Consider the following 25,913-nt stretch of genomic DNA (forward strand, 5'->3'; position numbering starts at 1 on the left):
TTTTGATCCACACCACAATATCCTATCTACCCACCGAACTGTTCCTTAATAATTCGATCTTCCAGCGTGTGGTTTTTATTAAAAAGTAATTTAATAGCTTTGTCTTTTACTGATTTAATAGTCACCGATTTTATATTGTTAAATTCTTGGAAGTCTGCCGCTGCATTTATCGGTCTTTTATTCACTTCAAGTATTTCAAATTTGATGGAAGTAGAGGAGGGCAGTAACGCTCCGTGCCATCTTCGCGGTCTAAATGCACAGATAGGAGTTAAGCATAATACGTTTGACTCTAGCGGTAGAATAGGTCCACCTGCGGAAAGATTGTAGGCACTACTACCGGCAGGAGTGGCAACTATAGCCCCGTCGGCTATTAATTCACTCATCCGCTCAATTTGATTAACTTCAATTCTAAACTTGGCGGCTTGATTGGTTTTCCGAAATATTGAAACTTCATTTATCGCAAGAGCATGATGGCTATTGCCGTTAACATCTTCCGCGTGCATTGAAAGGGGATTTAAATAAGCAATCATACTTTCATGTAAATTTTCTAATAATTGCTCATTATTCACGGGGTTCATTAAAAAACCTAAACTGCCTAAATTAATACCGTAAAAAGGTAGATTAAGATTCATATAGCGATGAATTGCATGTAACAATTCGCCGTCTCCTCCTATTACGATAATCGCTTCAGCTTCTTCCGGCATACTAAAAGAAAAAAGTTTTTTAAGCTGCTCGGCAAGTGCAACGGATTTAGGAGAATTATTATAAACCACCGCTATTTTATTGATGTTCATTGGATTAAGTTCCTCTTTGAAGTAAGTGAAATTGTCATACCGTGGTCAAGCCAGCATTGTTGCATGGATACCTCAAACGTCATTGCGAGGAGGCATTTATGCCGACGTGGCAATCTAGTTAAGCTTAAATCCCGAATGTAATTCGGGATAGTCTGGATTGCCGCAGCCACTTCGTGGCTTCGCAATGACGGTTTGGGTATCCATGCAACAACGCTTATGCTTTGTGAGAATGACATCGAGACAATTTTTGCCATGCCAAATATAATATATGATTAACTACTAAAATAATAAAACACGATGCAGCAACGTCGCTAATAAAATGTCCGCCCATCAATATACGACTAAAGCCTACTAACGAACCGAAGAGTAGGGCGGTAATGTAAACCCATGAAAAATATATAGGCGGTAAAATATAAGCAAAGCTAGTGAAATAGTAACCCATCGCGGCATGACCGGAACAAAATGAGCAATTACGATCACATTGATCGGTTATTAACATAGCTCTAGTAAAATCTTTTTTGCCGCCGAAATTTTCTATTTGCGTTGGACGCGCTCTGCCGAAATTTTCTTTTAAGCCGTAATTAACTATTAGCCCCGGACCGATAGCCGCCGTAATAATGATATAAAAACTCCATGACAAAAAAATAGATTTTAATTTTTTATATTTAATAAAATCAAAAAATGCCCAAAATAAAGATATTATAATTAAAGCTTTTGTTAATATCGGTATGGATAGAAATAAAAACCTCACTATATCGGTATTCTTATAAATAAAGCCGTTATTATTGTGATAAAAAAATGTGGAAAAATCTAGGTCTAGTGTAGGAAATAAAGTAAGTATAACTAAAATAGTTCCTGATATAAACATACTTATATAAACTAAACAATTATTAATCATAGACGATAGAACAAGAATAAGTTATAAGATAAGATTATAATAACTATAGAAATTAATTATGTCATCATTCAATATCAAAAACCATCAAAATGATTTACTCTTTTTGCCGCTCGGTGGAGCTAACGAAATAGGGATGAACGTTAACCTTTATCATTATAAAGGTAAGTGGTTGATGATTGATTGCGGTAGCGGGTTTGCCGATGATTATTTACCCGGCGTCGATATGGTAATTGCCGATATTAGCTTTATTGAAAAATATAAAAAAGATCTAGTGGGGCTTATACTTACGCATGCTCATGAGGATCATTTAGGGGGCGTACAATATTTGTGGAATAGTCTGCAATGTCCAATATATGCTACTAGATTTACGGCAAATTTCTTAAAGCTGCGTTTAGCCGAATATGATTTTGCTAAAAATATCAAGATTCACGAAGTAGATGCCGGCGCGAAAATTAACATAGAGCCGTTTTCTCTTGAAATGGTGCCGTTAACACACTCGGCGCCGGAAATGCAAGCTATTATGATCCGTACCGAAATAGGCAATGTGCTTCATACCGGAGATTGGAAGTTTGACCATGATCCGGTACTTGGGCTTAAAGCCGATGAAGAGCTTTTAAAGAATTACGGTGATGAAGGAGTTTTAGCTTTAATATGCGATTCGACTAACGTATTTAATGAAGGTAGTTCAGGTTCGGAAGGCGAAGTACGTAAAAGCCTGATAGATATAATAGCCGGCTGTCCTAAATTGGTAGTGATTTCAACTTTCGCCTCAAATTTGGCGCGATTAGATACTTTAATACATGCAGGGCAGTTAGCGGGCAGGAAAGTTGTTTTAACCGGTAGAAGCTTGCATAGGATGATGCTTGCAGCGCAAGAAAGCGGCTATTTTAAAGATATCGAGCCGTTAATCAATGAGAGAGATATAAGTAGATTTAAAAAAGAAGAATTATTAGTAATTGCTACCGGCTGCCAGGGTGAGCCGATGGCTGCGACCGCCAAAATGGCAAGTAATTCTCATCAATCAATAAAATTAGCTCCAAAAGATACCGTAATTTTTTCTTCAAAGATCATACCCGGTAATGAAAAGAAAATATTTCGGATGTTTAATATATTTGTTAAAGCCGGTGTTGAAGTGATTACCGAACGCGACCATTTTGTGCATGTATCGGGTCACCCGGCCATTGACGAGCTTAAAAAAATGTATTCTTTAATTAGACCCAACGTTTGTGTGCCTGTCCACGGTGAACCGGTTCACATCCACGAACATGTTAAACTTGCTAAGAAAAACGGCATAAAACATGCAGTAGAGGTAGAAAACGGCAGTGTAGTATTGCTTGAGCCTAATAATTCCAGAGTAATTGCTAAGGTTAATAGCGGCTATTTAGCGGTTGACGGCAATTATCTATTACCGGTAGAGTCTTCAATCTTTAAAGCTCGTAGGCGCATGCGTGAGTCTGGCATAGTTATAGCTTCGGTGGTAGTAAATAACAAAGGCGCATTAGCGGCAAATCCTATGTTATCGATGCCCGGGCTACTTGACTCAAAAGAAGATATTAAATTAATTAATTTAATCAAAAACGATATTGCTAAACTTATTGAAATTCAAAATAAGCAAACAAAAAGAATTTTATCAACTGAACAAATTGAAGAAGCTATAAAGTCGACTATCCGCAAAACCTTAAAACATGAAATCAATAAATCTCCGATAATTAAAGTAAATATTGAAAAAATTATTGAATTATAGTACTCGTTCTTTTAGCTCATCTTAGTGGCTTTGTTGCATGGCTCGAATTTTCGATGTCATTCCTACACCCCATTATGTCATTCCCGCGTAGGCGGGAATCCAGAAAATTAATATGAGCAAATTAAATAGTAATTTATTATATAATTTTACTTATTTTAAGTATTTCTCTGGATTCCCGCCTGCGCGAATGACACCGAAGGCGTTTTTAACCATCCATGCAACAACGCCGGCTTGACCACGGCAGCCAGTCTTTTATTAAGTTTTTTTTCTGGATACCGTGGTCAAGCCACGGTATGACAAGTTTTAAGCATTTTTAACATCCAGGCAATAATGTCCTGAAAGTAGGTATACTTAATTAAAATATTTACGTTCTTTGATCACATTACCGTTTTCAGCGGTATTTTCTTCATTTCGTGTTCGTTTTTTGTTAGCTTCTCGTTGCTCTGTCTCGGTATTTTCCTTATCGTTGTTTTTCGGTTTTACATTAACTTTTGCCGTTTGTTCTGAAAGTACAACATTTTTTATAGTTAATTTTGCTTTGCCCTTATTATCAAAGCCGATAAGTTTAACTTTTACTATATCACCGTATTTTAACACACTAGCTACCGATTCAATTCTTTCTTCGGAAATTTCGCTAATATGCACGAAGCCGTCTTTGCTGCCGAGATAGTTAATAAATGCGCCGGAATCTAATACTTTTACTACGGTACCGTTAAATATTTCACCGATTTCAGGCTCAATGGCAATTGCTTTAACTTTATCGATGGCGATTTTTAATTTATCTTTGCCTGAAGCATAAATAGATACCGTACCGTCATCGCTGATATCGATTTTAGCACCGCTAGTTTCACAAATTTCTTTTATTACTTTGCCGCCGGCACCTATAACTTCTCTAATTTTGTCTTTATCAATTTTTATGCTTTGAGTACAAGGCGCATATTGACTGATATCCAAATTAGGTGAATTAATTACTTTATTCATTTGTTCAAGAATATGCAAACGACCGTTTTTTGCTTGCTCTAAGGCTTTTTTCATTATTTCAAAAGTTACGCCGGATATTTTTATATCCATTTGCAGCGCAGTTATTCCTTCACTACTACCGGCTACTTTAAAATCCATATCCCCTAAATAATCTTCATCGCCTAGTATATCCGATAATACGGCAAATTTACTGCCTTCCTTAACTAGTCCCATAGCAATACCGGCAATCGGTGCCTTTATAGGAACACCTGCATACATCAAAGCAAGTGAAGTACCGCAAACCGTTGCCATTGAAGAAGAGCCGTTAGATTCGGTAGTTTCGGCAACTATTCTGATTGAATAAGGAAATTGCGCTTTAGTCGGTAAGACGGAATTAATAGCACGCCATGCGAGTTTACCATGTCCAACTTCTCTTCGTCCCGGCGCTCTCATCGGTGTTGCTTGCCCAACGCAATAAGGCGGGAAAATATAGTTAAGCATAAACCGCTCTTTATACTCACCTTCTAGACTATCAACGATTTGTTCATCTTGAGTAGTGCCAAGCGTTGCGGTCACTAAACTTTGCGTTTCGCCTCTAGTAAATAAAGCCGAGCCGTGAGTTCTTGGTAAAACTCCTACTTCACAAGCAATTTGTCTGATATCGGTAGATTTACGTCCGTCAATACGAGAGTTATTTTTTAAAATATCATTACGTAATATATTAGCTTCAACTGATTTAAGAGCAGATTCAATTTGATAGCTGCTATAATTTTTATTAGCGATATCCTCGGCAAAATGCTCAAGAACTTTAGCAGGGATAGCATCTAAAGTAGTACTAAGTTCCTGTTTTGAAGTTATAGTAAAAGCTTCTTTTATTTCTTTACCAACCATTTGCTCGATTTGTTCTTTTAAATGAGCAGGGTATAAATCCTTCATTTGTAATTTTGGTTTGCCGGCTTCTTTGCTAAGTTCTTTTATTATCTGAATTACCGGCTGAAATGCGTCATATCCGAACTTTACGCCTGCAAGCATTTGATCTTCGGACAATAAATTAGCTTCTGACTCAACCATCATTACGGAAGATTCAGTGCCGGCAACGATTAATTCTAATTGACTAGATTTTAAGGCTTCAAATGATGGATTTAAGACAAATTCACCATTAATAAAGCCGACTTTACTAGCAGCAATAATTTCCGTATATGGAGCAGGGGAGAGTTCTAACGCTGCCGAAGCACCGATAACTGCAAGGATATCGGTACTACATTCAGGATCATATGAAAGAACAGTACAAACTACTTGCGTTTCATTAACAAAAGCTGGATGAAATAAAGGTCTGATCGGTCTGTCGATTAAGCGAGATATTAAAACTTCTTTATCTGATGCTTTACCTTCGCGTTTAAAAAATCCGCCCGGTATTTTACCGGCTGCACCTGCCATTTCTCTATAATGGGTAGTTAACGGGAAAAAACCTATGCCTTCTTTTGCTTCCTTAGCACTTACTGCCGTACATAATAATACGGAGTTACCCATTTTCACCATTACTGCGCCGTCTGCTTGCCTAGCAATCTTACCGGTACTTATCTCAAAGGTTTTCCCGCCCCATTCTACTGTTTTCGTTATTTCATTAAACATTTTATCTCACAATATTAATTGGTTTTTTTGTTAATTTAGCGTTTAAGCTTGTCATTGTTAGGAGGTGTTATTCCCGCTTTCGCGGGAATCCAGACTTTTCATTGTCATGCTGAACAAGTTTTGCGCATCTTTTTTAATAGATCCTGAAATAAATTCAGGATGACGCTAAAAGTATTTTTCTAGATTCCCGCTTTTAGCTAGAATGACACCGCAAGGCGTTCTACCTTGGAACCCCTAACGCGTCTTTCTAATTCCGAGCTTACCTATTAGCTCTAAATAATTACTTACACTTTTTTTCTTAATATAATTTAGTAACCTGCGACGACGACCGACTAAGATTAATAATCCTCTTCTGGTGGTAAAATCTTTAAGATTAACCTTACAATGTTCAGTTAAGTTATTGATTCTCTCGGTTAAAATAGCACATTGTACTTCGCTAGACCCTGTATCGGCTTCCGTAAGTGAATATTCTTTAATTAGTTGTTGTTTACGCTCAGCTGTAATCGACATCGATAAATCTCCTTATTTTATTAAATTAAACACACGCATAGAATTAAAGCAATTCTTGTTTAAACTGCCGATAGCAAGCAAAACACCTTCATAACGAACCCATAAAAGAGTAACGTCATCTTCAGACGGTCTAGAATTAAAATAACATTTCTGTCCGTATTTAATTTTTTGTGCTTGCTCAAAAGTAGCGTCAAGAACCAGGATGTCGTCCAGTATTGCCTCAATTCTTATACTCTTTTCCTCAAGAAACTCTTTTGTTATCTCTTGCTTTGATTCTTCAGGTTTTGACATTATAATAGCATTTTCCATTTTAAATGCCCCAACCTGAATACGGCGTAATTCTATCACAAATGCTAAACTTTGCAAGGATAATGCCATATCTTCCGCTAAACTTCTTATATAAGTACCTTTTGAGCATTCGACGCAGTAAGTAGCAGTCGCTTTTTCTTCATCGAAATTAATACATTTTAGATTGTAAATCGTTATATTTCGTGCTTTTAATTCTGCTGCGAGACCTTGCCTTGCAAGTTTATAAGATCTAACGCCGTTAACTTTAATAGCCGAAAAAGCCGGAGGAGTTTGTGAGATTATACCGGTAAATTTAGAACTAACGTTGAAAACTTCTTCTTTAGAAGGAACATAACTAGCGGTATTTATTATTTTCCCCGAGTAATCACCGCTATCGGTTTGTGCGCCGAATTGCAAAGTGAAAATATAAGTTTTTTTAGCATCGATTAGTATTGGCATTAATTTTGTCGCTTCACCGACGGCTAAAGGTAAAATGCCTTCTGCCTCTACGTCCAAAGTTCCTGCATGACCGATTTTTACCTTACCGAGTGTTCTTTTAATTATCGCAACGGCTTTTGCCGAGCTTATACCTTTCGGCTTATAGATATTTAGCCAATAATTATTCATATTTGATATTATTCCCGCACCTCTTTATATCATTCCCGCCTGCGCGCGCTGTTTTTGCATGGCTCGAATTTTCGATGTCATTCTAGCTAAAAGCGGGAATCCAGCTTTTTCTTTTGTCATGCTGAACTTGTTTCAGCATCTAATTCAAGAGATCCTGAAATAAATTCAGGATGACTTTTTTGTATTTTCTGGATTCCCGCCTGCGCGGGAATGACACGTAATTTCCACTTGACTTAAATAAGAAAAATCTTTAATATAAGGTTCTAACCAAGCAACAAGTAGGTTAGGCTGAAAGATGACAATTATTCCGGACATTTCAAAAAATTCTTCTTCATCGTTAAAAACTAATCTAGACAAATCTGCTACCAAAATCAACAAATTTTTAGACTATATTTGGCCCATAGAGCGTGTTGAGCTTTCTAAGTTCTTAGCTATAACCTTATTAATGTTCTGTATTTTATTTATTCAAAATTTAATCAGAGCTTTAAAGGATAGCATCGTTAACACTATGATTGGTGTAGAGACTATTTCTTTCCTTAAATTTTGGGGAGTGATGCCGGCAGCCTTTTTAGTCACGGCTATTTACGTTAAGCTTGTTAATCACATGAAAGGGGAAAATATTTTCTACCTTATTATGTCAGTTTTCTTAGCATTTTTTGCACTATTTGCTTTTGTTATTTTTCCAAATTATGAAATGCTGCATTTAAATGCCGATACTGCTCGATCATTAATTCAATCTTTTCCTAATCTTAAATGGTTTATTCTCCTCTTATCGAATTGGAGTTTTTCCTTATTTTATATTATCGCCGAATTATGGCCTAATGTAGTTTTTGCCTTACTTTTCTGGCAATTCGTCAATAACGTTACTACGGTCGAAGAATCAAAAAGATTCTATCCGTTATTCGGTTTGCTTGGACAGACAGGGCTTTATCTAGCAGGGCAGTTTTTAACAAATCTCGAATATATAAATAAATATTTTACCAATAAATTTGCTTTGCAAGCATCTTATAACACAATTTCAGTCCAAGTTATATTAACTATAGTTTTGATTTTAGGATTCATAGCTATTAAAACTTTTTGGTTACTTAATCATAAAATATTAGATAAGCAGCATCTTGCATTATTAAAGTTTAAAGTAAAAAAGAAGTCAATGACGCTTGTAGAAAGCTTTAAAATGATTGCATCGTCTAGACATATAAGATTAATTGCAACTTTACTTATTTGCTACGGGATAGCAATAAATTTAGCCGAAGGTCCTTGGAAAGCTGCCGCAACAAGAATTTATAAAACTCCTACCGAATATGCGGCTTTTATCGGTAGTTATTTAAGTTATACCGGTATATTTACTTTGATATTTGTTATTTTAGGTTCAAATATTGTCAGAAAACTTGGCTGGTTTACAGCGGCTATTATTACCCCGATAATGGTTTTTACCACCGGTTTATTATTTTTTTCCGTCAATAATTTTGAAGGATTTGCCGTGATAATAGCGGCTAGCTTTATCTTAACCGATCCGACTTTAATTGCTGTAACAATCGGCGCTATTCAAAACGTGCTTAGTAAATCCAGTAAATATACCTTATTCGATTCAACAAAAGAAATGTCTTATGTGCCTCTTGATAACGAATTAAAGATAAAAGGTAAAGCCGCCGCCGACGTAATAGGAACAAAACTCGGTAAGTCCGCTAGCGCATTTTTACAATCAATAGTTTTTATTATTTTGCCTTCTGCAAGTTATCAGTCGATTTCTCTGTGTTTAATGATAATATTTATTATTACTTGCTCAATATGGATTTGGGCAACAAAAGAATTAAATAAAGAATATAATGCGGCAATAGAAAATAGTGTTCAAAAAAATTGTCAATAGTAAGTTTTAACTTGAAATAATTAAATTTAAAACTTACTATTAAAATAGTTTAATTATTTCAATAATTATGGAGATGATATGAGTAAAGAAACCGATACCGGTAACGAGTCAAGTTATAAAACAGACACCGATGAAGTAGAGGCGATAAAGACTACTATAATACCAGCACGGGACGGTCTTTTTCAGTCGACGACGACATCAACACCGGAGCTTAATGTTTTATCTTCTTCTATAACTGACGAGGGAATAGTTGATCCAATTACTCAAGCTATAAGGGATCAAATCCTAACAGCGCAAAGGGAAATACTAAGACTGGAGATTAGTAGGCAAAACCCTGAGTTAGCAGAACAATTAGAAAATGATAAAAAGTTTAGAGAATTTTTAAAGAATCTTAAAGATGAGGAAGAAAAAAGAAAGTTAGTTTATGCAGTTCTCAATGATAAAGAGATTAAGGGGGAACTTGAAAAAATTGAAATAAATGGTTATAGAAATATCCATAAACAATTTGAAAATCGCTTTAAACCCATGTTGTGGGACGGTGATAAAGGAGAAGACGCTAATAAAAACACTACTCAATCCCAAAAAGTTACCAATGATGTCGGTGATGAAATTTGTACTTTAACCGAAACGACGCATGCAATTAACCCGATACAAATTTTAGACGGAAATAATCAGCCGGTAACAATTAAATCTTACCGTACCATAGATTTTCCGACAAAATTAGACGGTGCTGCCGGTAATATGCATTTATCGATAGTAGCGTTGGATAAAAACGGCAATAAGCCTTCTATAGATAAAGCAGTTTATTTTACCGCTCATTACGAAGAAGGGCCTAACGGTAAGCCGCTACTTAAGGAAATAAGCTCGCCGATGCCTATAAAATTTATGGGTGAAGGGAAAGAGGCAATCGGATATATTGAGCATGGCGGTGAAATTTATACGATGCCGGTAACACGCGGTAAATATGAAGCAATGATGCAAGAAGTCGCCGTAAATAAAGGTCATAGCGTAGATTTATCACAAACTGTGAAAGAAATAGCTAACGATAAAGTTATGAATATGAGCCAAGAGCAGGGCGGTAAAAGCATAGTAGACGGCTATAAAGCTATAGCTGAAAAATATGCTGATTTACAGAAAAATCCTGAAGGTAAATTGCCGGAAGAATTATCAAAAGAAGAATTGAAAGATAAAACGGCATTTATTAAAGACCTATCCAATAACAATAATTCATTAGGCGATAAAGATAAAGCAGTAATATTAGATGAGCTAGTAAAATATGAAACTGAGCGCGGCGAAAACGCTATCGGTGACGGTAAAATAGCTATCGATAAAACAATTGAAATGTTAGATACTGAAAAAGGAATACTTAACGAAAGGATTACGGAGCAAGATAAAGCTAAGATAAATAGTGAACAGCAACAACCTATTCTAAAAAACCAAGAGCAGGGCGGTAAAAGCATAGTAGACGGCTATAAAGCTATAGCTGAAAAATATGCTGATTTACAGAAAAATCCTGAAGGTAAATTGCCGGAAGAATTATCAAAAGAAGAATTGAAAGATAAAACGGCATTTATTAAAGACCTATCCAATAACAATAATTCATTAGACGATAAAGATAAAGCAGTAATATTAGATGAGCTAGTAAAATATGAAACTGAGCGCGGCGAAAACGCTATCGGTGACGGTAAAATAGCTATCGATAAAACAATTGAAATGTTAGATACTGAAAAAGGAATACTTAACGAAAGGATTACGGAGCAAGATAAAGCTAAGATAAATAGTGAACAGCAACAACCTATTCTAAAAAACCAAGAGCAGGGCAGTAAAAGCATAGTAGACGGCTATAAAGCTATAGCTGAAAAATATGCTGATTTACAGAAAAATCCTGAAGGTAAATTGCCGGAAGAATTATCAAAAGAAGAATTGAAAGATAAAACGGCATTTATTAAAGACCTATCTAATAACAATAATTCATTAGGCGATAAAGATAAAGCAGTAATATTAGATGAGCTAGTAAAATATGAAACTGAGCGCGGCGAAAAGGCTATCGGTGACGGTAAAATAGCTATCGATAAAACAATTGAAATGTTAGATACTGAAAAAGGAATACTTAACGAAAGGATTACAGAGCAAGATAAAGCTAAGATAAATAGTGAACAGCAACAACCTATTCTAAAAAACCAAGAGCAGGGCAGTAAAAGCATAGTGGACGGCTATAAAGCTATAGCTGAAAAATATGCTGATTTACAGAAAAATCCTGAAGGTAAATTGCCGGAAGAATTATCAAAAGAAGAATTGAAAGATAAAACGGCATTTATTAAAGACCTATCCAATAACAATAATTCATTAGACGATAAAGATAAAGCCGTAATATTAGATGAGCTAGTAAAATATGAAACTGAGCGTGGCGAAAACGCTATCGGTGACGGTAAAATAGCTATCGATAAAACAATTGAAATGTTAGATACTGAAAAAGGAATACTTAACGAAAGAATTACAGAGCAAGATAAAGCTAAGATAAATAGTGAACAGCAACAACCTATTCTAAAAAACCAAGAGCAGGGCGGTAAAAGCATAGTAGACGGCTATAAAGCTATAGCTGAAAAATATGCTGATTTACAGAAAAATCCTGAAGGTAAATTGCCGGAAGAATTATCAAAAGAAGAATTGAAAGATAAAACGGCATTTATTAAAGACCTATCCAATAACAATAATTCATTAGGCGATAAAGACAAAGCAGTAATATTAGATGAGCTAGTAAAATATGAAACTGAGCGCGGCGAAAACGCTATCGGTGACGGTAAAATAGCTATCGATAAAACAATTGAAATGTTAGATACTGAAAAAGGAATACTTAACGAAAGAATTATGGAGCAAGATAAAGCTAAGGTAAGTAAAGAAACAGAAACAGCTAAACTTTTTTCAGAGTTGCCGTTTCATGATAATAAAGCTAAAGAAGAAATATTAGGCGTTTCTGAAACAACAACTTCTCCGTTACAGCAAGTTAAAACTACACAACCTCCTCAACCATTGCATGCTGAAATGGATACAGTTAGTACTCCTTCATCTACTTCTGAAAATGTACAACAGGTAGAGGCGCTAACAGCTCAATTAATGGCAAATTTAGAAGGTAGTAGCTCAAACAGATCAACAGAGGAAGAAGCGGCAAAACAAAAATTTTATACATCCGCAAAAGCTGTTATAGATACAACAACAGAGCTAGTTGACCAAATACCCGACTCTAAAGTAATAGCTAAAGCTGATAATATAAAAAACATTCTTTCTAATTCTGCTCCTATATATTCAAAAGAAAATCAAAAAAAACAAATAATCGACGAATATAATAAGCAGAATACAATTGATGAGCAAAAAGTTTTTATTGAAAATAAATTAGTTCAAAATAAGGGCTTATCTAAAGAAGATCGTTTAGGCATAATAGATGACTTAATAAAGCAACAAGACAAAAGAAGATCAATAGCGGTTGAAGGTCCATATGATAAAGATAATAAAGCTGCAACTGTTAGTATTTCATTAGAAGAAACAGAATTAAAGCCGATTAGTGAGGAAAAACCGAATATAGAGAAAGCGCAAAGACAAGTTGATATAGACAAAGTCAATGTTAAAGGTGACGTATCAATAAGAGCTGTATTAACGGAAGCACGAGGTAAGATTAATGAGGAGCCGACTATATCGGTTCAAAATGTTGCTAATCCAAAAAGGCAAGAGATAAAAAGATGAAATTAATAAGTAGCCCGGTAAAAAAAGCTTTTTTAGAAGCTAGCCTTACTGCATTTAAAGGATGCATCTTAAAGGCAGCGCAAGAAATTTATCTGAAAAAGTGATTATTTCATTACCGTTATAAAGTATAATACCATGCATAATTCGCGGTGCTAGTGCTTCAGATAAATCTTTAAGCCCCATAAAATGCCGGCTCTGAATAGTTTCTGTGGCTTTACACTCTAAACCACAAAATATATCACCTTTATATAGAAGAAAATCAACTTCTTTTCCTAAATGTGTACGATAAAATGCTTGCTCTACACCCGTAGTTAAGGTTAATAACTTCCTAAGTTCTGCCCATAACCATGTTTCAAATATTGCCCCATAATAGGGGCTTTTTAACAACAAATTAGGAGTTGCTATACCATTTAAATATGAAGCATAGCCTGAATCATTCATATAGATTTTAGAGGTTTTAATTAATCTTTTACGCGTATTACTAAACCAAGGCGTTAATTGATTTACTTGAAAAGTTGTTTCTAGAATCTCTAAATATCTTGATATTGTTCTTTGATCTAACCCTATTTCAATACTTAGATTCTTTTGATTTAATAAATTACCGCTTTGTAAACCAATCAGGCGAAAAAGCTTAGCAAAAGAAACAACGTCTAAAAATCTATTTATATTTCGTACATCTCGTTCAATATATGCTGATTGATAAGAAGAAAACCAACGCTCACGAAATCTTTCTTGCTTTTTTAATACAACTTCCGGAAATCCACCATAGAAAATATGTTCATTTAAAAATTGATTATTTATTTCCGGTTTATATCCTAATTCTTTAACCCATTTGTCTTTTAATTCATGAATAGTTAACCCTGAAAAAATATCTAATATAAAGGAAGAAGGTTTGTTTTGATTTAAAATTTCTCCTATGCTTAACCCTTCAAGATGTATTATATCAATGCGTCCTGCCAAGCTTTCAGATACTCCCGGGTAAGAAAAAATATTAGCCGATCCGGTTAAAAGGAAACGCCCCGGTCTTTTATCTTCATCAATTGATTTTTTTATTGCTTTTAAAAGATCGGGAGCTCTTTGAATTTCATCAATAGCAAGAGGATAATTTGAATTTTTTATAAAGCCATGAGGATCGCCAGTAGCCGCTTCTAATTGAGAAATATCATCTAAAGTAATATATGATTTAAAAATTCCTTCATCATATAACTGCTTTACTACCGTAGACTTGCCCACTTGCCTAGCTCCAATAATAAGAACCGCAGAGAAATCTTTTAAAGATTGTTTTACAAACGATATTATATGTCTATTAATCATGTTGTAAATAATAACATATAAGTGCTATTATTTACAACAATAATTTTTACTTTTAATTTATCTCATTCAAATTTCTCTAAGATTTGCTTAGCATCCTCTGAATCTATAGGTCTGAAAGTTTTAAAAAACAAAGATACCCCTATAATTATTAAAACATTTTCGTTATTTATGAAATAAAATTTTTAAAATGAAAAATAAAATCAAATGCTATTAAGGATATGTAGGGCATTGTTGCATGGCTACCGGAATCGTCATTGCGAGCATTTGCGCGGAGTGTGGCAATCTAGAAAAACATAGTCATCCTGAATTTATTTCAGGATCTACTAAAAAAAGATGCTGAAACAAGTTCAGCATGACAAGGACTAGATTTTTCCATTTTGCCTTGATGCTTGTGCTGCTTCAACTGCTTTTGTTACGTTATCGATAGTATATTCTTTTTCTACAGGTAAAACAATTTTTAACTTTACAAAAGCTTTTATCATTTCTTGAATAATATTTTTACGATAATTTATTTCTTCGTTATACATCCATTCTCGTAAAAAATATGGTTTAATTGTTACATGTCTATAACTACTATTAGAATAACAGGAAGACGGAAGAGGAGTACCGGATAGTAAACCATAATTTAACATAACCCCACCGTTATTTACACATTCAGCTAATAATTCACCGTCTTTTCCACCAATTGCATCGAGAGCGTAATCTACACCTTTTCCATTAGTATATTCTAATATTACATTTTTAAAATCTTCTTCAGTTGTATTAATTACTAAAGAAGCCCCAATCTCTTTTAATTTTGTTATATAATCATTTTTACGTACAATAGATATTAAATTATACTCAAACAATTGTGCTAACTTGGCTATAATATAACCACAAGCTGAATTGCCTGCATTTATTGCTAAAGTTTTACCTTTTGTAAATTTTAACTCTTCCGTTAACATTAGCCATACGGTTAAAGGATTGATATATAGCTGTGCCGCGGTTTGATCGTTTATTTCCTTTGGTATGCAAATAACTTCTTGAGAAGAAGCTATATTATATTCTTGCCACGTCCCTTGTCCTTTTAACGGTAATACTCTAGCACCAAGCAAGTAAGAATCACGATCGTCTCCAATATCTTTAACAACACCTATTCCTTCAAATCCCGGTATTTTAGGTAATGATACTCGACTTTTATAAACCCCCTGGATAGTAAGTAAATCAGAATAATTAATAGAGCATAATTTCATTTGTACTAAAATTTCTCCTGCTCTAAGTTCCGGACGATTAACTTCTACAACCTTTAAAACGCTTGAAGGATTCCCAAATTCTTCATATATAACAGCTTTATATTTTTGAGGGATAAAATTTTTTATAGTTTTAGAATATTTCATCTACCTTTTCTCCACAAAGAAGGGTATTTTATGGGTATTTTATTCTTTTTAAGTAGGATTTTCTCAGAAGGAACTAAAATATTATCTACAAAATCTTTAATCTTTGACTTTAAATTTAAATAATTTATATTCTTCTTCCGTCATCATATTTAATAATCTCTCTGTAAAGCAGAATGCTTATAATGAATTAATAATAGCAATATGTCAAAAACACACAATGAAATTCAAGGGAAATTTAAAAATAATAGTATCTCTTTAAAAGTAGCTTTGCTTACTTCATTAGGCTCCGGGCTTGAATATTACGATTTTGTTATATACGGAATGATGGCTAAATATTTATCGGATATTTTTTTCTCTATGCATGATAGCTTAAGCGGCATTATTCAAACTTTTATAGTTTTTGCCGTAGGATATTTAATTAGACCGTTTGGAGGAACTATTATAGGCATGATAGCCGATACTTACGGGCGAAAAAAAACATTTGGACTATTATTATGTCGCTTATGTCAAGGTATATCTTTAGGTGCTGAATTACCCGGCGCTACTACCATTATTAGCGAATATGCTCCTGCTAATAAATTAGGTAGATTATGTAGCGTAATGCTATCAAGTATCAGTATAGGCGCACTTATGGCTACAGCAATGGTGGCTATATTAAATAAACTATATAGCTATAAAGAAATTATTGAATGGGTATGGCGAGTACCTTTTATAATAGGAGGAGTATTGGCTATAATTTCTTACTATATTCGTAAAAATATTAGTGAAACACCGGAATTTCTACAAGAAGAGAATAGCCGAAATAAAAAAACTAACACTAATTTATTACTACCGTTAAAGTTATTACTGTCGCAAAACTTACCTACAATAGCTATAGGTTTCGGATTAGTATTTTTTCATGCTAATTTGGTTATTATAAATCTATATTTTCCTGTTTATATCAATAAATATTTTAATTATGAATTAGCTGATATCTACAGTAGTATGACGGTTAGTATGGTAACCTCTTTTATCTTTACAATTATTTTTGGCTGGTTGTCGGATTATATTTCAAAGTTAAAAATTTTATTATTCTCTTTAATATTTTTCAGCATATTTTTATTTTTATCGTTTACTTTACTTAATTATAAAACTTTTTGGTCACTGCAAATATTTTTTATAATCTATCAATTATTTATTTCTCTTTTTTTTACTAGCTACATGCCTATATTATCACGTTTATTTGCTACTAAAATGCGCTACACCGCTACAGCCTTAATTTATAATAGTGCTTATTCAGTAGCAAGCTTCATTCCGATTATAGCTTCTTATTTATTAGAAAAATATCAATCTCCTTTAATTTTAGGTATTTTCTTTATGGTAAGTATAACTCTTGCGCTTATTTCTGTTACAGCGATAATGATTCAAAATAAAAAGATAATATATTATTAGATATGTCTTACTAATAAACTCTAGCGTTTTATGACTTTAACAAATAATGAGAAAGAAAAAAATAATGTATAATAGTTGCTTTGCAAAAGGAGGTTTTAGCAATGAGAAATAATAATGATGAACATACAGCTCAACCGTTTTTGCGTATTAAACAAGCTCCTTCTGCTAAGGCAGAAATGCTTATTCGCAAACCGGTTGAAGAAGTATTTGAAGCTTTTGTGAATCCCGCTATTACAGCCAAATTCTGGTTTACTAAAGGTAGTGATAGATTACAAGTAGGTAAACAAATCCGGTGGGATTGGGAGATGTACGGTCATTCCGTACAAGTTAACGTCAAAGAGATTGAAAAAAATAAGAGAATAGTTATTGAGTGGAGCTTATATAAAACTACATTGGTAGAGTGGCAGTTTACTTCTCTAGCAATTGACGAAACTTTTGTTAGTGTTACAAATACGGGATTTATCGGCGACGGTGATGAGATAATAGAGCAAGCCCTCTCTTCAACGGAAGGTTTTACTATAATGCTTGCCGGGGCAAAAGCTTTTCTTGAACACAATATTATTTTAAATCTGGTAGTAGATCGCTTTCCTGATAAAGTCAACAACCATTAATCTCAATCTATCTTGGTTCAGGGTTTGTAGAGATTTATAATTATGCGTAGCCTTCTTTTATAGGAGGCTTTGTTGCATGGCTCGAATTTTTGATGTCATTCCTAGCTAAAGGCGGGAATCTAGAGAATATTTAAGCGAGTTATAATGATAGGCAGACTACCACCATCAAATAAAGAATCACAACCAAACGTAGAAGCAATAAAAAAATCTCTTCAAGAATTGGAAATAGTACTTTTTTTAATTTTATTTTTATTTGTAAGCTTATAACGTGTAGCTTTACCTTGTCCTAATCGATTTAAACGTTTTAAATTCACTAATTTTTTAATTATAGACTCAACGGTACGTTCAGGAAACCCTAATGCGTTGACAGCATCTTTGCGGCTAAATTCTTCGACTCCTTCATTAATCCAGTTCCATAGAGCTAGCTGTTTTGCAGACAATAAATATTCTATATTATCCTCTTCAATAATTTGTAATGCTTGAGTACTTTGTAATTTAACGATATTTAAAAAAAATTTTAACCAAGAAGTAATATCTTCTAATTCTGTTTTCCATGTAGATTGAGTTTTATTAAGTTCTACATAATAATCAGTTTTATTTGCCTCTATAATGCGTTCATTAGTTAACAATCTACTCGTCCTACCATTTCCATCTTGAAATGGGTGGATTGCTAAATACTCAAAAATAAAATTAGCAATAAGGATAAGCGGATGTTTTACTTTATTAGTAAAAGCCCAATTATACCAATCTATTAATTCTTGCATTTCTTTTTTTACCAAATAAGGTGGAGTCGGATCAAATATTACGCCAATTATATTACCATTATAATCTTTTGCTTCTACTCGGTTTGATCCAAATTTATAATTTCCTTTATGCCGTATATCCTTTTCACTATAAACCAACATGTCACTATGCAGCTTTAACACAAATGATTCTGTAATATAGATTTCTTGATAATTATTAAATATCAATTCAAGACATTGTATATACCCAACTATTTCCTGCTCATCACGCGTTTTAAATTTTTGAACACGCAAACCTCTGTATAAACTTTCTACTTGAGTATCAGTAAGCTTATTACCTTCAATACGATTAGAAGCCCCTGTAGATGTTATAATTACTGAACGTGTGAGTCGATCGATTGTTTGAGGTAAAAGCTTTTCGGTGATTTGCCAACTATTTTTTACTCCATCAATTTCAGAAATTGTAGTATATATTTCTTCAACAACAGAGGGGTTTAAATTTAGTCTTTAAGGAGGTAAAATAAGAAATATATTAACGGAGGCCCGAGCTGAAATTAATAAATATCTATGTTTTACTTTCCATAATATAGATTATAGAACTTTTGTAATATCTATATCTTAAATCTAATCTAGTCAAAGCTTAATTTTTGTAATATAATATTATTATGACCAATATGACCAAAAAGATTAATAATAATTATTCGGCTATTGCTAAAAGAGTTATCTTCGCAGAAGCTAGCGCTTTACAAAAATTATCCGACAATATACCGAATGATTTTGATAAAATTATAAATTATCTTTTACATTTTAAAGGTAGAGTAATTTTAACCGGTATGGGTAAAAGCGGTTATATTGCCAGGAAAATAGCAGCTAGCTTTGCCTCGACGGGTATGCCGGCTTTTTATCTTCATCCGGCAGAAGCAAGCCATGGCGACCTAGGTATGGTAACCTCTGATGATTTGGTTATTATGCTATCTAATTCCGGTGAGACTAAAGAATTAATTAATATAATTGAATATTGCCGAAACTTGTCCATAAAAATTGTGGCCATGACGATGAACGCTACTTCTAATTTAGCACAAAAAAGTGATTTTTTATTGATAGTTCCGAAATATGCGGAAGCTTCGTTAATCGGCGCCCCTACTATTTCTTCCTTAATAATGCTGTCACTCGGTGATGCTTTAATAACTGCAGTACATGAAGAGCGTGGCTTTACTAAAGATGATTTTCGGCTATATCATCCGGGCGGCAAGATTGGAGCAAATCTGACAAAAATCGGTGATTTGATGCGTACCGGTGATCAAATACCTTTAGTATATGAAGACACGCCTTTTACCGATACTATAATCATAATGAATGAAAAATGCTTGGGGTGTGCTTTAGTAGTTGATAAAGACTTACATTTACTGGGAATTATAACGGACGGTGATTTGCGTCGTCATATTAACGATAAGATAAATGCAAAATTTGCGATCGATATAATGACTAAAAATCCTACTTATATTTCGCCGTTTATCTTTGCCAAAGATGCATTGGATTTGATAAAAAACGAAAAGATCACTAATATACCGGTAGTTTTGAATAATATAGTTAAAGGTATTGTTCATATTCATGATTTACTAAGAAGCGGGGTTAGTTAAACTGGATCGTCATTTTTTTGATGTCCTTCCTGCGTAGGCGGGAATCCAGGCTTTTCTTTGTCATGCTGAACAAGTTTGCCGCATCTATTAAAAGATCCTGAAATAAATTCAGGATGACTATAATTTTTCTAGATTCCCGTTTTCACGGGAATGACATAGAACATGCTAACCGACCAGCCGGAAATAACACCATAACAACCCACATATAAATATCCGTATGTTATCTTATAAAATAAAAACTGCTTCATTAAAAATTTTCTCTTTTTTATGCATAATAGGAATTTTATATATCGGATATATATTAATAAAAAATACTTCTAATATGATTGAAAAACACGATCACAAGCTAAATACTCCCCTATCCTCTTCCGCCAAGGTCAATCATGCTACCGAGCATAATCTAGAATATAAAATTATATTAAAAGATTCTGTTTTTGAAGGGCTGAATAAAAATTTAAATTCATATACGGTTAAAGCCGAGCAAGCTATAAAAGATTCAGATGATAAATATAAATTAGATAAAATAAATGTATTGTATGAATTAAATGACAACCGCCTGCTTACTATTAATGCAAAAAACGGTTTTTTAAATAAGGAATCAAACATTTTAAACTTACAAAATGATGTAAAAGTTTTTTTAGAAGATATAGTATTTAATACTAATGACGCACAAATTGATTTAATTCAAAAAGATATAGTAAGTAACTCTTCCGTCACATTAACTTATAAAAATTCTAGTGTAATATCAAATAGTTTTAGTACTCAAAATGATAATAATCTTATAATTTTTAAAGGGAATGTTTTTACAACTATCAATCTATTAAATTTTTAATTGGAATTATGTTTATGTTCCGGTTTAGATTTAAATATAAGATATTATTTATTTTACTGTTTTTATTCGGAACGGAAATATTTGCAAAAGAGCAAGAAGTTAAAGCTCTTCCTTCTAATCTATATATACAATCCGATAGTTTAATTATCGATAGAATAAAGCAGAAAATAGAATATATAGGAAAAGTAATCGTATATTTTGAGGATGCAGTATTAAGAACAGAGATATTAGAAGTTATTTATAAAATAGAAGGAAATGAAAAAACCGTTGATCGTATTATTATTCCGACAAAATTAACGGTAAAGAGAGAAATGCATGATGAATTATTAATTGCCGATTCGGCAGAATATTTTTTAGACAATAAACAACTTATTTTACTCGGTAACGTAATATTACAGCATGACGGTAGTATTTTAAAAACCGATAAACTAATTTATTATATTGATTTAGACACTGCAATGAAAAAAAATTAATGGATAAATTAGAAATTAAAAATATATCAAAATCCTATAAAAAAAGGATGATACTGAGCGACATTTCTCTTGAGCTAAATAAAGGTGAAGTGGTTGGATTATTCGGTCCCAACGGAGCAGGAAAAACTACTTGTTTTAGTATTATTATCGGGTTAATGAAACCCGACAAAGGGAAATTATTATTAAATAATAAAAATATTACTAATTTACCGATATATTTAAGAGCAAGATTAGGTCTTGGTTATCTTCTTCAAGAACCTTCAATTTTTCGTGGGTTATCGGTCAAGGATAATATTAAGGCAATATTAGAAATATCCGAAAACGATAAAGAAATAATTGAACAAAAAACAAATGATTTATTAAAGAAATTTTCTATTTTACATTTAAAAGATTTACCTGCCGTAGGGTTATCGGGCGGGGAGAGGCGTAGGCTTGAAATTGCTAGAACTTTGGCTATCGAACCTAAATTTATTATGTTAGATGAGCCGCTTGCAGGGATTGATCCCCTTGCCGTTTCAGATATAAAAAACCTAATTACTTATTTACGTGAGTTTAATATCGGTATTTTAATTACCGATCATAATGTACGCGATACCTTAGATATTGTAGATCGAGCTTATGTTATTTTTGACGGCAAAGTACTATTAGAAGGTAATTCAAAAGAAGTAGCTACAAGCGCGGAAGTAAAAAAAGTATATCTAGGAAATACTTTTAGCTTATAATTTACTTAATAATCAAATAGTTATTGGAGATAATTATGAATGAGGGAAGTGAATCGGATAATTATTATGCTAAGGAACTATTTAATAAACTTGCTAAAAAAAATGAAATTGCAAAAAATAAAATAAATCTTAACGAAATCGAAAAAGCAATTTACTTTGCAAAAAAGTCTCACGGTGAGCAAAAAAGACATTCCGGAGAGCCTTATTATTCGCATCCTATGGAAGTTGCCTCAATGGTTTCGGATTATCTCTTTGATACGGATACTATTATCGCGGCTATTTTACATGACGTGATCGAAGATACCTCTTCTTCTCTTAAACAAATTGAATTACTTTTCAATAAAAGAGTAGCGGAAATAGTAGATATTGTAACTAAATTAACTACCGAACACCAATTATCTAAAGAAGAAATCTTTTATAAAATCAATAACTTCCCTGACCTAGAGCGTAAAGCCTGCACTATTAAAGTTATAGATCGTTTACATAATATGAGGACTATTACTAATATAAAATCAATTGAAAAGCAAAAAAGAATTGCCAAAGAAACTTTGGATGTTTATATATCAATGGCAAACTGTGCGAATTTATCTGCGGTAGCAAAGGAGCTTAAGGAAATTGCAACTAGGGTTTACGAGGCGTAGGATGTCAGCAGTCGCAGCGTTGTTGCATGGCTAATAATTTACCGTATTATGGTTATTATAAGTACGGTGTCATACCGTGGCTTGACACCCAAGCACTTTGCAAAAATTCTAGCCATGCAACAACGCCCCGTTTTCACGGAATGACATCGAAATAAAAAACAAGCAAATATACTTTTAGAAAATAAATGCCCATCAATAAAGAAATTTTTAGAGCTTATGATATAAGAGGCAATAGCTTTACAGATATAACTGAAACAACCGCTTATAAAATTGGATTTTGTTTTGCCGAAACTACTATAAGCAATAACAATAATAAAATTTGTATCGGTCGTGACGGCAGGCTTAGCTCCCCTGCCCTTTATGATTCATTAATTAAAGGATTAGTAGACGGAGGCGCATCCGTAATTACAATAGGCATCGTACCGACGCCGATGCTATATTTTGCCGATAAACGACTAATGCCGGCAGCAAGTATCATGGTTACCGGTTCTCATAACCCAAAAGATGATAACGGCTTTAAGATGCTAGCAATGGGCAAGCCGTTTTTCGGTTCTCAAATACAAGATTTATTAACGAGGATTTTGGATAGCCGCTTCAATGTCATTCCCGCATCCCTTTATGTCATTCCCGCGAAGGCGGGAATCCGGGAAACAATAAAGAATAAACCGGATTCCTGCGATCAACGGAATGACATAGAGTGCGGTAATAACATAGAGTACAACAATGACATACAATCTAAATATCTAGAGCGAATTTTAAATAATATATCTATTAACCCTAAACTAAAAGTTGCTTGGGATCCGGGAAATGGAGCAGCCGGAGATATTACGGAAGCTTTAAAGGCAAGGTTACCGAATAATAATATAGTTATAAATAGTAAGATTGACGGAAATTTTCCAAGCCATCACCCCGACCCGACAAGACCCTCCAACCTTAAGGAATTAATAGAAGTTGTGACTCAAGAAAATTGTGATATCGGTATAGCTTTTGACGGTGACGGTGATCGATTAGGCATTGTGAGTAGAACCGGCCAAATATTATTCGGTGATCAAATTGTTTGTTTATTTGCCGAAGATATTTTAAAGCAGCATCCTAACGCAACCATTATACTTGACGTAAAAGCAAGCCGGTCGATAATTGATCAAATTAAGTCATATGGCGGGCAGCCTTTAATATGGCGAACAGGTCATCCTTTTATAAAAAGTAAAATGCAGGAAACAAATGCTTTACTTGCCGGAGAAATGAGCGGTCATATATTTTTTGCCGATAAATATTACGGTTATGATGATGCGATTTATGCAGCTTTACGTTTTCTTGATTTATTATCTTGCTCAAACAAATCATTAGATGAGCTTATCCAAAATTTACCCAAATCATATAGTACGCCGGAAATGAAAATTTCTGTTTCCGACACGATGAAATTTAAAATAATTAGTGAGATAAAAGAACGGCTATTAAAAGAAGGAATAGAGTTTAACGATATTGACGGGATACGTGTCAATACCGAAACAGGCTGGTGGTTGCTGCGAAGCTCCAATACCGAACCTGCAATTATCGCACGAGCCGAGTCCACGACTGCTAAAGGATTAGAGGACTTAAAGTCGACTTTAGAGAAGTTGCTTACTAAGTATAGGCTGACTATAGAATAGTGTTCGATGTCATTCCCGCGCAGGCGGGAAGGTGTTGTTGTGTGGATCATAATTAATTTTAGTTATCCATTAAAAAACTTAAATTAAAGTGAAAAAAGAAGTAATTATTATATGCGGTCCGACGGCTAGCGGTAAATCTTATTTAGCCCACCATTTAGCTAAAACTTACAACGGCGAAATAGTAAATATCGACTCCATGCAGGTATATAAAGAAATTCCTATTATTACTGCATCGCCGCCGGAAAATTATAAAACTGAAATACCTTATCATTTATATAACTTTTTGCCTATCACCGAGGAATTTTCGGTAGTAAAATATTTGCAGTTAGCGGCAGAAAAAATAAAAGAAATAAGCTATAGAAATAAATTAGTAATATTAGTCGGCGGCACAGGTTTGTACGTTAACTCTTTGTTATTCGGTTATAATCAAATTCCGGAAATATCAAAAAATGTAAGAGAGCGGGTTAGAAGCTTACATGCTAAAATAGGTACAGCAGAATTTTTTAGTCAGCTGAAAAATATCGATCCTTTGGCGGCTGCTAAAATAAAGCCAAACGATACTCAACGTTTAGCTAGAGCTTATGAAGTATTTTTACAAACAGGCAAATCTATTTTTTTCTTTCAAACTCTTCCCAAGGAATCAGTTTTATCGGAATTTAATTTTAAGGTAATATTTCTTTCTCCTGAACGAACATTTTTATACAAAACATGCAATGAACGATTAGAAAAAATATTTAAGGAAGGGGCAATTACCGAAATAGCTTCAATGAAGGAAAATTTTGCAGGGTTTAACAGTTCTGCCTTAAAGGCTGTCGGAGTAAGCGAAATTTCGGCATATCTAAACGGCAATATAACTTTAGATGAAGCATTAATTTTAGCACAAAACAAAACTCGGCAATATGCAAAAAGACAAATTACCTGGTTTAAAAACCAAATAAAAGAAAAAACAACACTAGAATATTCTAACGAAAAGGAGTTTAATGAGCTTATTTCTGAAGGAATAGGCTTAAGTAAGCTAAAGAATGGTCACCCCGTGGCTTGACCCGCATTGTGTTGCATGGCTACCGGAATGGTCATTGCGAGCGACCAAAGGCGTTGTTGCATGGCTTGAATTTTCGGTGTCATTCCCGCGAAGGCACTGGGGGGGGCTACCGGAGTCGTCATGGCGAGGCGCCTCTTGGCGCCGTGGCCATCTAAGTATAAACATATTTTTATACTAAACTTGTTTAGTATTCTAATTAAATCCCGAATGTAATTCGGGATAGCCTGGATGGCCACAGCCACTTCGTGGCTTCGCCATGACGGATTTTTATTATTTTTTGAGCCATGCAACAACGCCTACGGCTCCTTAGCTCAGACGATTCCGGTATCCACGCCGGCAATAACTTCTTCGCAATGACGTTGTTTTTATTTTGACTAATAT

The 25,913-nt window shown here is 34.0% G+C and carries 25 protein-coding genes; 14 read left to right on the forward strand and 11 right to left on the reverse strand.

Annotated elements, in window-relative coordinates:
• Positions 1-26: 26 nt before the first annotated feature.
• From AAHM91_RS03895 to AAHM91_RS03905, 3 genes are read right to left on the reverse strand one after another with little or no spacing between them, the layout of a single operon-like run.
• Positions 27-794 (reverse strand): NAD kinase, encoded by a 768-nt coding sequence (locus tag AAHM91_RS03895; protein ID WP_342269945.1) that lies wholly within the window; start codon positions 792-794, stop codon positions 27-29.
• On the reverse strand, positions 791-1,030 hold the full coding sequence (locus AAHM91_RS03900; protein ID WP_342269946.1) for a hypothetical protein: 240 nt from the start codon (positions 1,028-1,030) through the stop codon (positions 791-793). Before AAHM91_RS03900 ends, AAHM91_RS03895 begins: the two co-directional genes overlap by 4 nt.
• A complete protein-coding gene (locus tag AAHM91_RS03905) occupies positions 1,009-1,662 on the reverse strand; it encodes a phosphatase PAP2 family protein (RefSeq protein ID WP_342269947.1) in 654 nt (217 codons plus the stop codon). Before AAHM91_RS03905 ends, AAHM91_RS03900 begins: the two co-directional genes overlap by 22 nt.
• A gap of 88 nt (positions 1,663-1,750) precedes the next feature.
• Between AAHM91_RS03905 and AAHM91_RS03910 the strand changes: the two genes are divergently transcribed.
• Together AAHM91_RS03910 and AAHM91_RS03915 are read left to right on the forward strand one after the other, a co-directional pair.
• On the forward strand, positions 1,751-3,436 hold the full coding sequence (locus AAHM91_RS03910) for a ribonuclease J (RefSeq protein ID WP_342269948.1): 1,686 nt from the start codon (positions 1,751-1,753) through the stop codon (positions 3,434-3,436).
• Between the two features lie 112 nt (positions 3,437-3,548).
• A complete protein-coding gene (locus tag AAHM91_RS03915; protein WP_342269949.1) occupies positions 3,549-3,671 on the forward strand; it encodes a hypothetical protein in 123 nt (40 codons plus the stop codon).
• A gap of 116 nt (positions 3,672-3,787) precedes the next feature.
• Here AAHM91_RS03915 and pnp read toward each other — a convergent pair whose 3' ends face one another.
• The 4 genes from pnp to AAHM91_RS03935 all read right to left on the reverse strand — a co-directional run bounded on the left by pnp (position 3,788) and on the right by AAHM91_RS03935 (position 7,768).
• Entirely contained in the window at positions 3,788-6,028 is a 2,241-nt protein-coding gene (gene pnp, locus AAHM91_RS03920) for a polyribonucleotide nucleotidyltransferase (protein WP_342269950.1), read from the reverse strand.
• A gap of 234 nt (positions 6,029-6,262) precedes the next feature.
• Entirely contained in the window at positions 6,263-6,538 is a 276-nt protein-coding gene (rpsO, locus tag AAHM91_RS03925; protein ID WP_253307642.1) for a 30S ribosomal protein S15, read from the reverse strand.
• Positions 6,539-6,550: 12 nt separating this feature from the next.
• Positions 6,551-7,453: a tRNA pseudouridine(55) synthase TruB gene (gene truB, locus AAHM91_RS03930; protein ID WP_342269951.1), complete on the reverse strand. Its 903-nt coding sequence runs from the start codon at positions 7,451-7,453 to the stop codon at positions 6,551-6,553.
• A gap of 165 nt (positions 7,454-7,618) precedes the next feature.
• Complete coding sequence (locus AAHM91_RS03935) at positions 7,619-7,768, reverse strand: hypothetical protein (RefSeq protein ID WP_342269952.1); 150 nt, start codon at positions 7,766-7,768, stop codon at positions 7,619-7,621.
• Here AAHM91_RS03935 and AAHM91_RS03940 point away from each other — a divergent pair.
• Positions 7,749-9,320, forward strand: coding sequence for an Npt1/Npt2 family nucleotide transporter (locus AAHM91_RS03940; protein WP_342269953.1), 1,572 nt, complete (start codon positions 7,749-7,751; stop codon positions 9,318-9,320). The two genes, AAHM91_RS03935 and AAHM91_RS03940, sit on opposite strands and share 20 nt — an antisense overlap.
• 78 nt (positions 9,321-9,398) lie before the next feature.
• Positions 9,399-13,058, forward strand: coding sequence for a Sca4 family spreading effector (locus AAHM91_RS03945; RefSeq protein WP_342269954.1), 3,660 nt, complete (start codon positions 9,399-9,401; stop codon positions 13,056-13,058).
• 54 nt (positions 13,059-13,112) lie between these two features.
• Here AAHM91_RS03945 and AAHM91_RS03950 read toward each other — a convergent pair whose 3' ends face one another.
• Positions 13,113-14,372 (reverse strand): ATP-binding protein, encoded by a 1,260-nt coding sequence (locus AAHM91_RS03950; RefSeq protein ID WP_341792670.1) that lies wholly within the window; start codon positions 14,370-14,372, stop codon positions 13,113-13,115.
• A gap of 362 nt (positions 14,373-14,734) precedes the next feature.
• On the reverse strand, positions 14,735-15,748 hold the full coding sequence (locus AAHM91_RS03955; RefSeq protein ID WP_342269955.1) for a zinc-dependent alcohol dehydrogenase family protein: 1,014 nt from the start codon (positions 15,746-15,748) through the stop codon (positions 14,735-14,737).
• Positions 15,749-15,949: 201 nt separating this feature from the next.
• Between AAHM91_RS03955 and AAHM91_RS03960 the strand changes: the two genes are divergently transcribed.
• Positions 15,950-17,179: an MFS transporter gene (locus AAHM91_RS03960; protein ID WP_342269956.1), complete on the forward strand. Its 1,230-nt coding sequence runs from the start codon at positions 15,950-15,952 to the stop codon at positions 17,177-17,179.
• Between the two features lie 101 nt (positions 17,180-17,280).
• Positions 17,281-17,790, forward strand: a complete 510-nt coding sequence (locus tag AAHM91_RS03965; protein ID WP_342269957.1) for an SRPBCC family protein — start codon at positions 17,281-17,283, stop codon at positions 17,788-17,790.
• 212 nt (positions 17,791-18,002) lie between these two features.
• Here AAHM91_RS03965 and AAHM91_RS03970 read toward each other — a convergent pair whose 3' ends face one another.
• Positions 18,003-18,827, reverse strand: coding sequence for a Fic family protein (locus AAHM91_RS03970; RefSeq protein ID WP_342269958.1), 825 nt, complete (start codon positions 18,825-18,827; stop codon positions 18,003-18,005).
• A gap of 380 nt (positions 18,828-19,207) precedes the next feature.
• On the opposite strand from AAHM91_RS03970, the gene AAHM91_RS03975 reads away from it, so the two are divergent.
• From AAHM91_RS03975 to miaA, 8 genes are all read left to right on the forward strand, one after another.
• The gene (locus AAHM91_RS03975; protein WP_253307632.1) at positions 19,208-20,173 is read left to right on the forward strand and encodes a KpsF/GutQ family sugar-phosphate isomerase; all 966 of its coding nucleotides are present in this window, start codon (positions 19,208-19,210) and stop codon (positions 20,171-20,173) included.
• Positions 20,174-20,390: 217 nt separating this feature from the next.
• The gene (lptC, locus tag AAHM91_RS03980) at positions 20,391-21,005 is read left to right on the forward strand and encodes an LPS export ABC transporter periplasmic protein LptC (protein WP_341792674.1); all 615 of its coding nucleotides are present in this window, start codon (positions 20,391-20,393) and stop codon (positions 21,003-21,005) included.
• Between the two features lie 8 nt (positions 21,006-21,013).
• Positions 21,014-21,478 (forward strand): LptA/OstA family protein, encoded by a 465-nt coding sequence (locus AAHM91_RS03985; protein ID WP_341792675.1) that lies wholly within the window; start codon positions 21,014-21,016, stop codon positions 21,476-21,478.
• Positions 21,478-22,200, forward strand: a complete 723-nt coding sequence (gene lptB / locus AAHM91_RS03990; protein ID WP_253307629.1) for an LPS export ABC transporter ATP-binding protein — start codon at positions 21,478-21,480, stop codon at positions 22,198-22,200. Before AAHM91_RS03985 ends, lptB begins: the two co-directional genes overlap by 1 nt.
• A 35-nt stretch (positions 22,201-22,235) precedes the next feature.
• On the forward strand, positions 22,236-22,841 hold the full coding sequence (locus AAHM91_RS03995) for an HD domain-containing protein (RefSeq protein WP_342257002.1): 606 nt from the start codon (positions 22,236-22,238) through the stop codon (positions 22,839-22,841).
• Between the two features lie 26 nt (positions 22,842-22,867).
• Positions 22,868-22,996 (forward strand): hypothetical protein, encoded by a 129-nt coding sequence (locus AAHM91_RS04000; RefSeq protein ID WP_341792677.1) that lies wholly within the window; start codon positions 22,868-22,870, stop codon positions 22,994-22,996.
• A gap of 30 nt (positions 22,997-23,026) precedes the next feature.
• Positions 23,027-24,490 (forward strand): phosphomannomutase/phosphoglucomutase, encoded by a 1,464-nt coding sequence (locus AAHM91_RS04005; protein ID WP_342269959.1) that lies wholly within the window; start codon positions 23,027-23,029, stop codon positions 24,488-24,490.
• Between the two features lie 88 nt (positions 24,491-24,578).
• On the forward strand, positions 24,579-25,532 hold the full coding sequence (gene miaA / locus AAHM91_RS04010; RefSeq protein WP_341792680.1) for a tRNA (adenosine(37)-N6)-dimethylallyltransferase MiaA: 954 nt from the start codon (positions 24,579-24,581) through the stop codon (positions 25,530-25,532).
• Here miaA and AAHM91_RS04015 read toward each other — a convergent pair.
• Complete coding sequence (locus tag AAHM91_RS04015; RefSeq protein ID WP_342269960.1) at positions 25,517-25,822, reverse strand: hypothetical protein; 306 nt, start codon at positions 25,820-25,822, stop codon at positions 25,517-25,519. The genes miaA and AAHM91_RS04015 overlap by 16 nt on opposite strands.
• Positions 25,823-25,913 lie beyond the last annotated feature (91 nt).

The organism is Rickettsia endosymbiont of Orchestes rusci, from assembly GCF_964030945.1.
Lineage (GTDB): Bacteria > Pseudomonadota > Alphaproteobacteria > Rickettsiales > Rickettsiaceae > Rickettsia.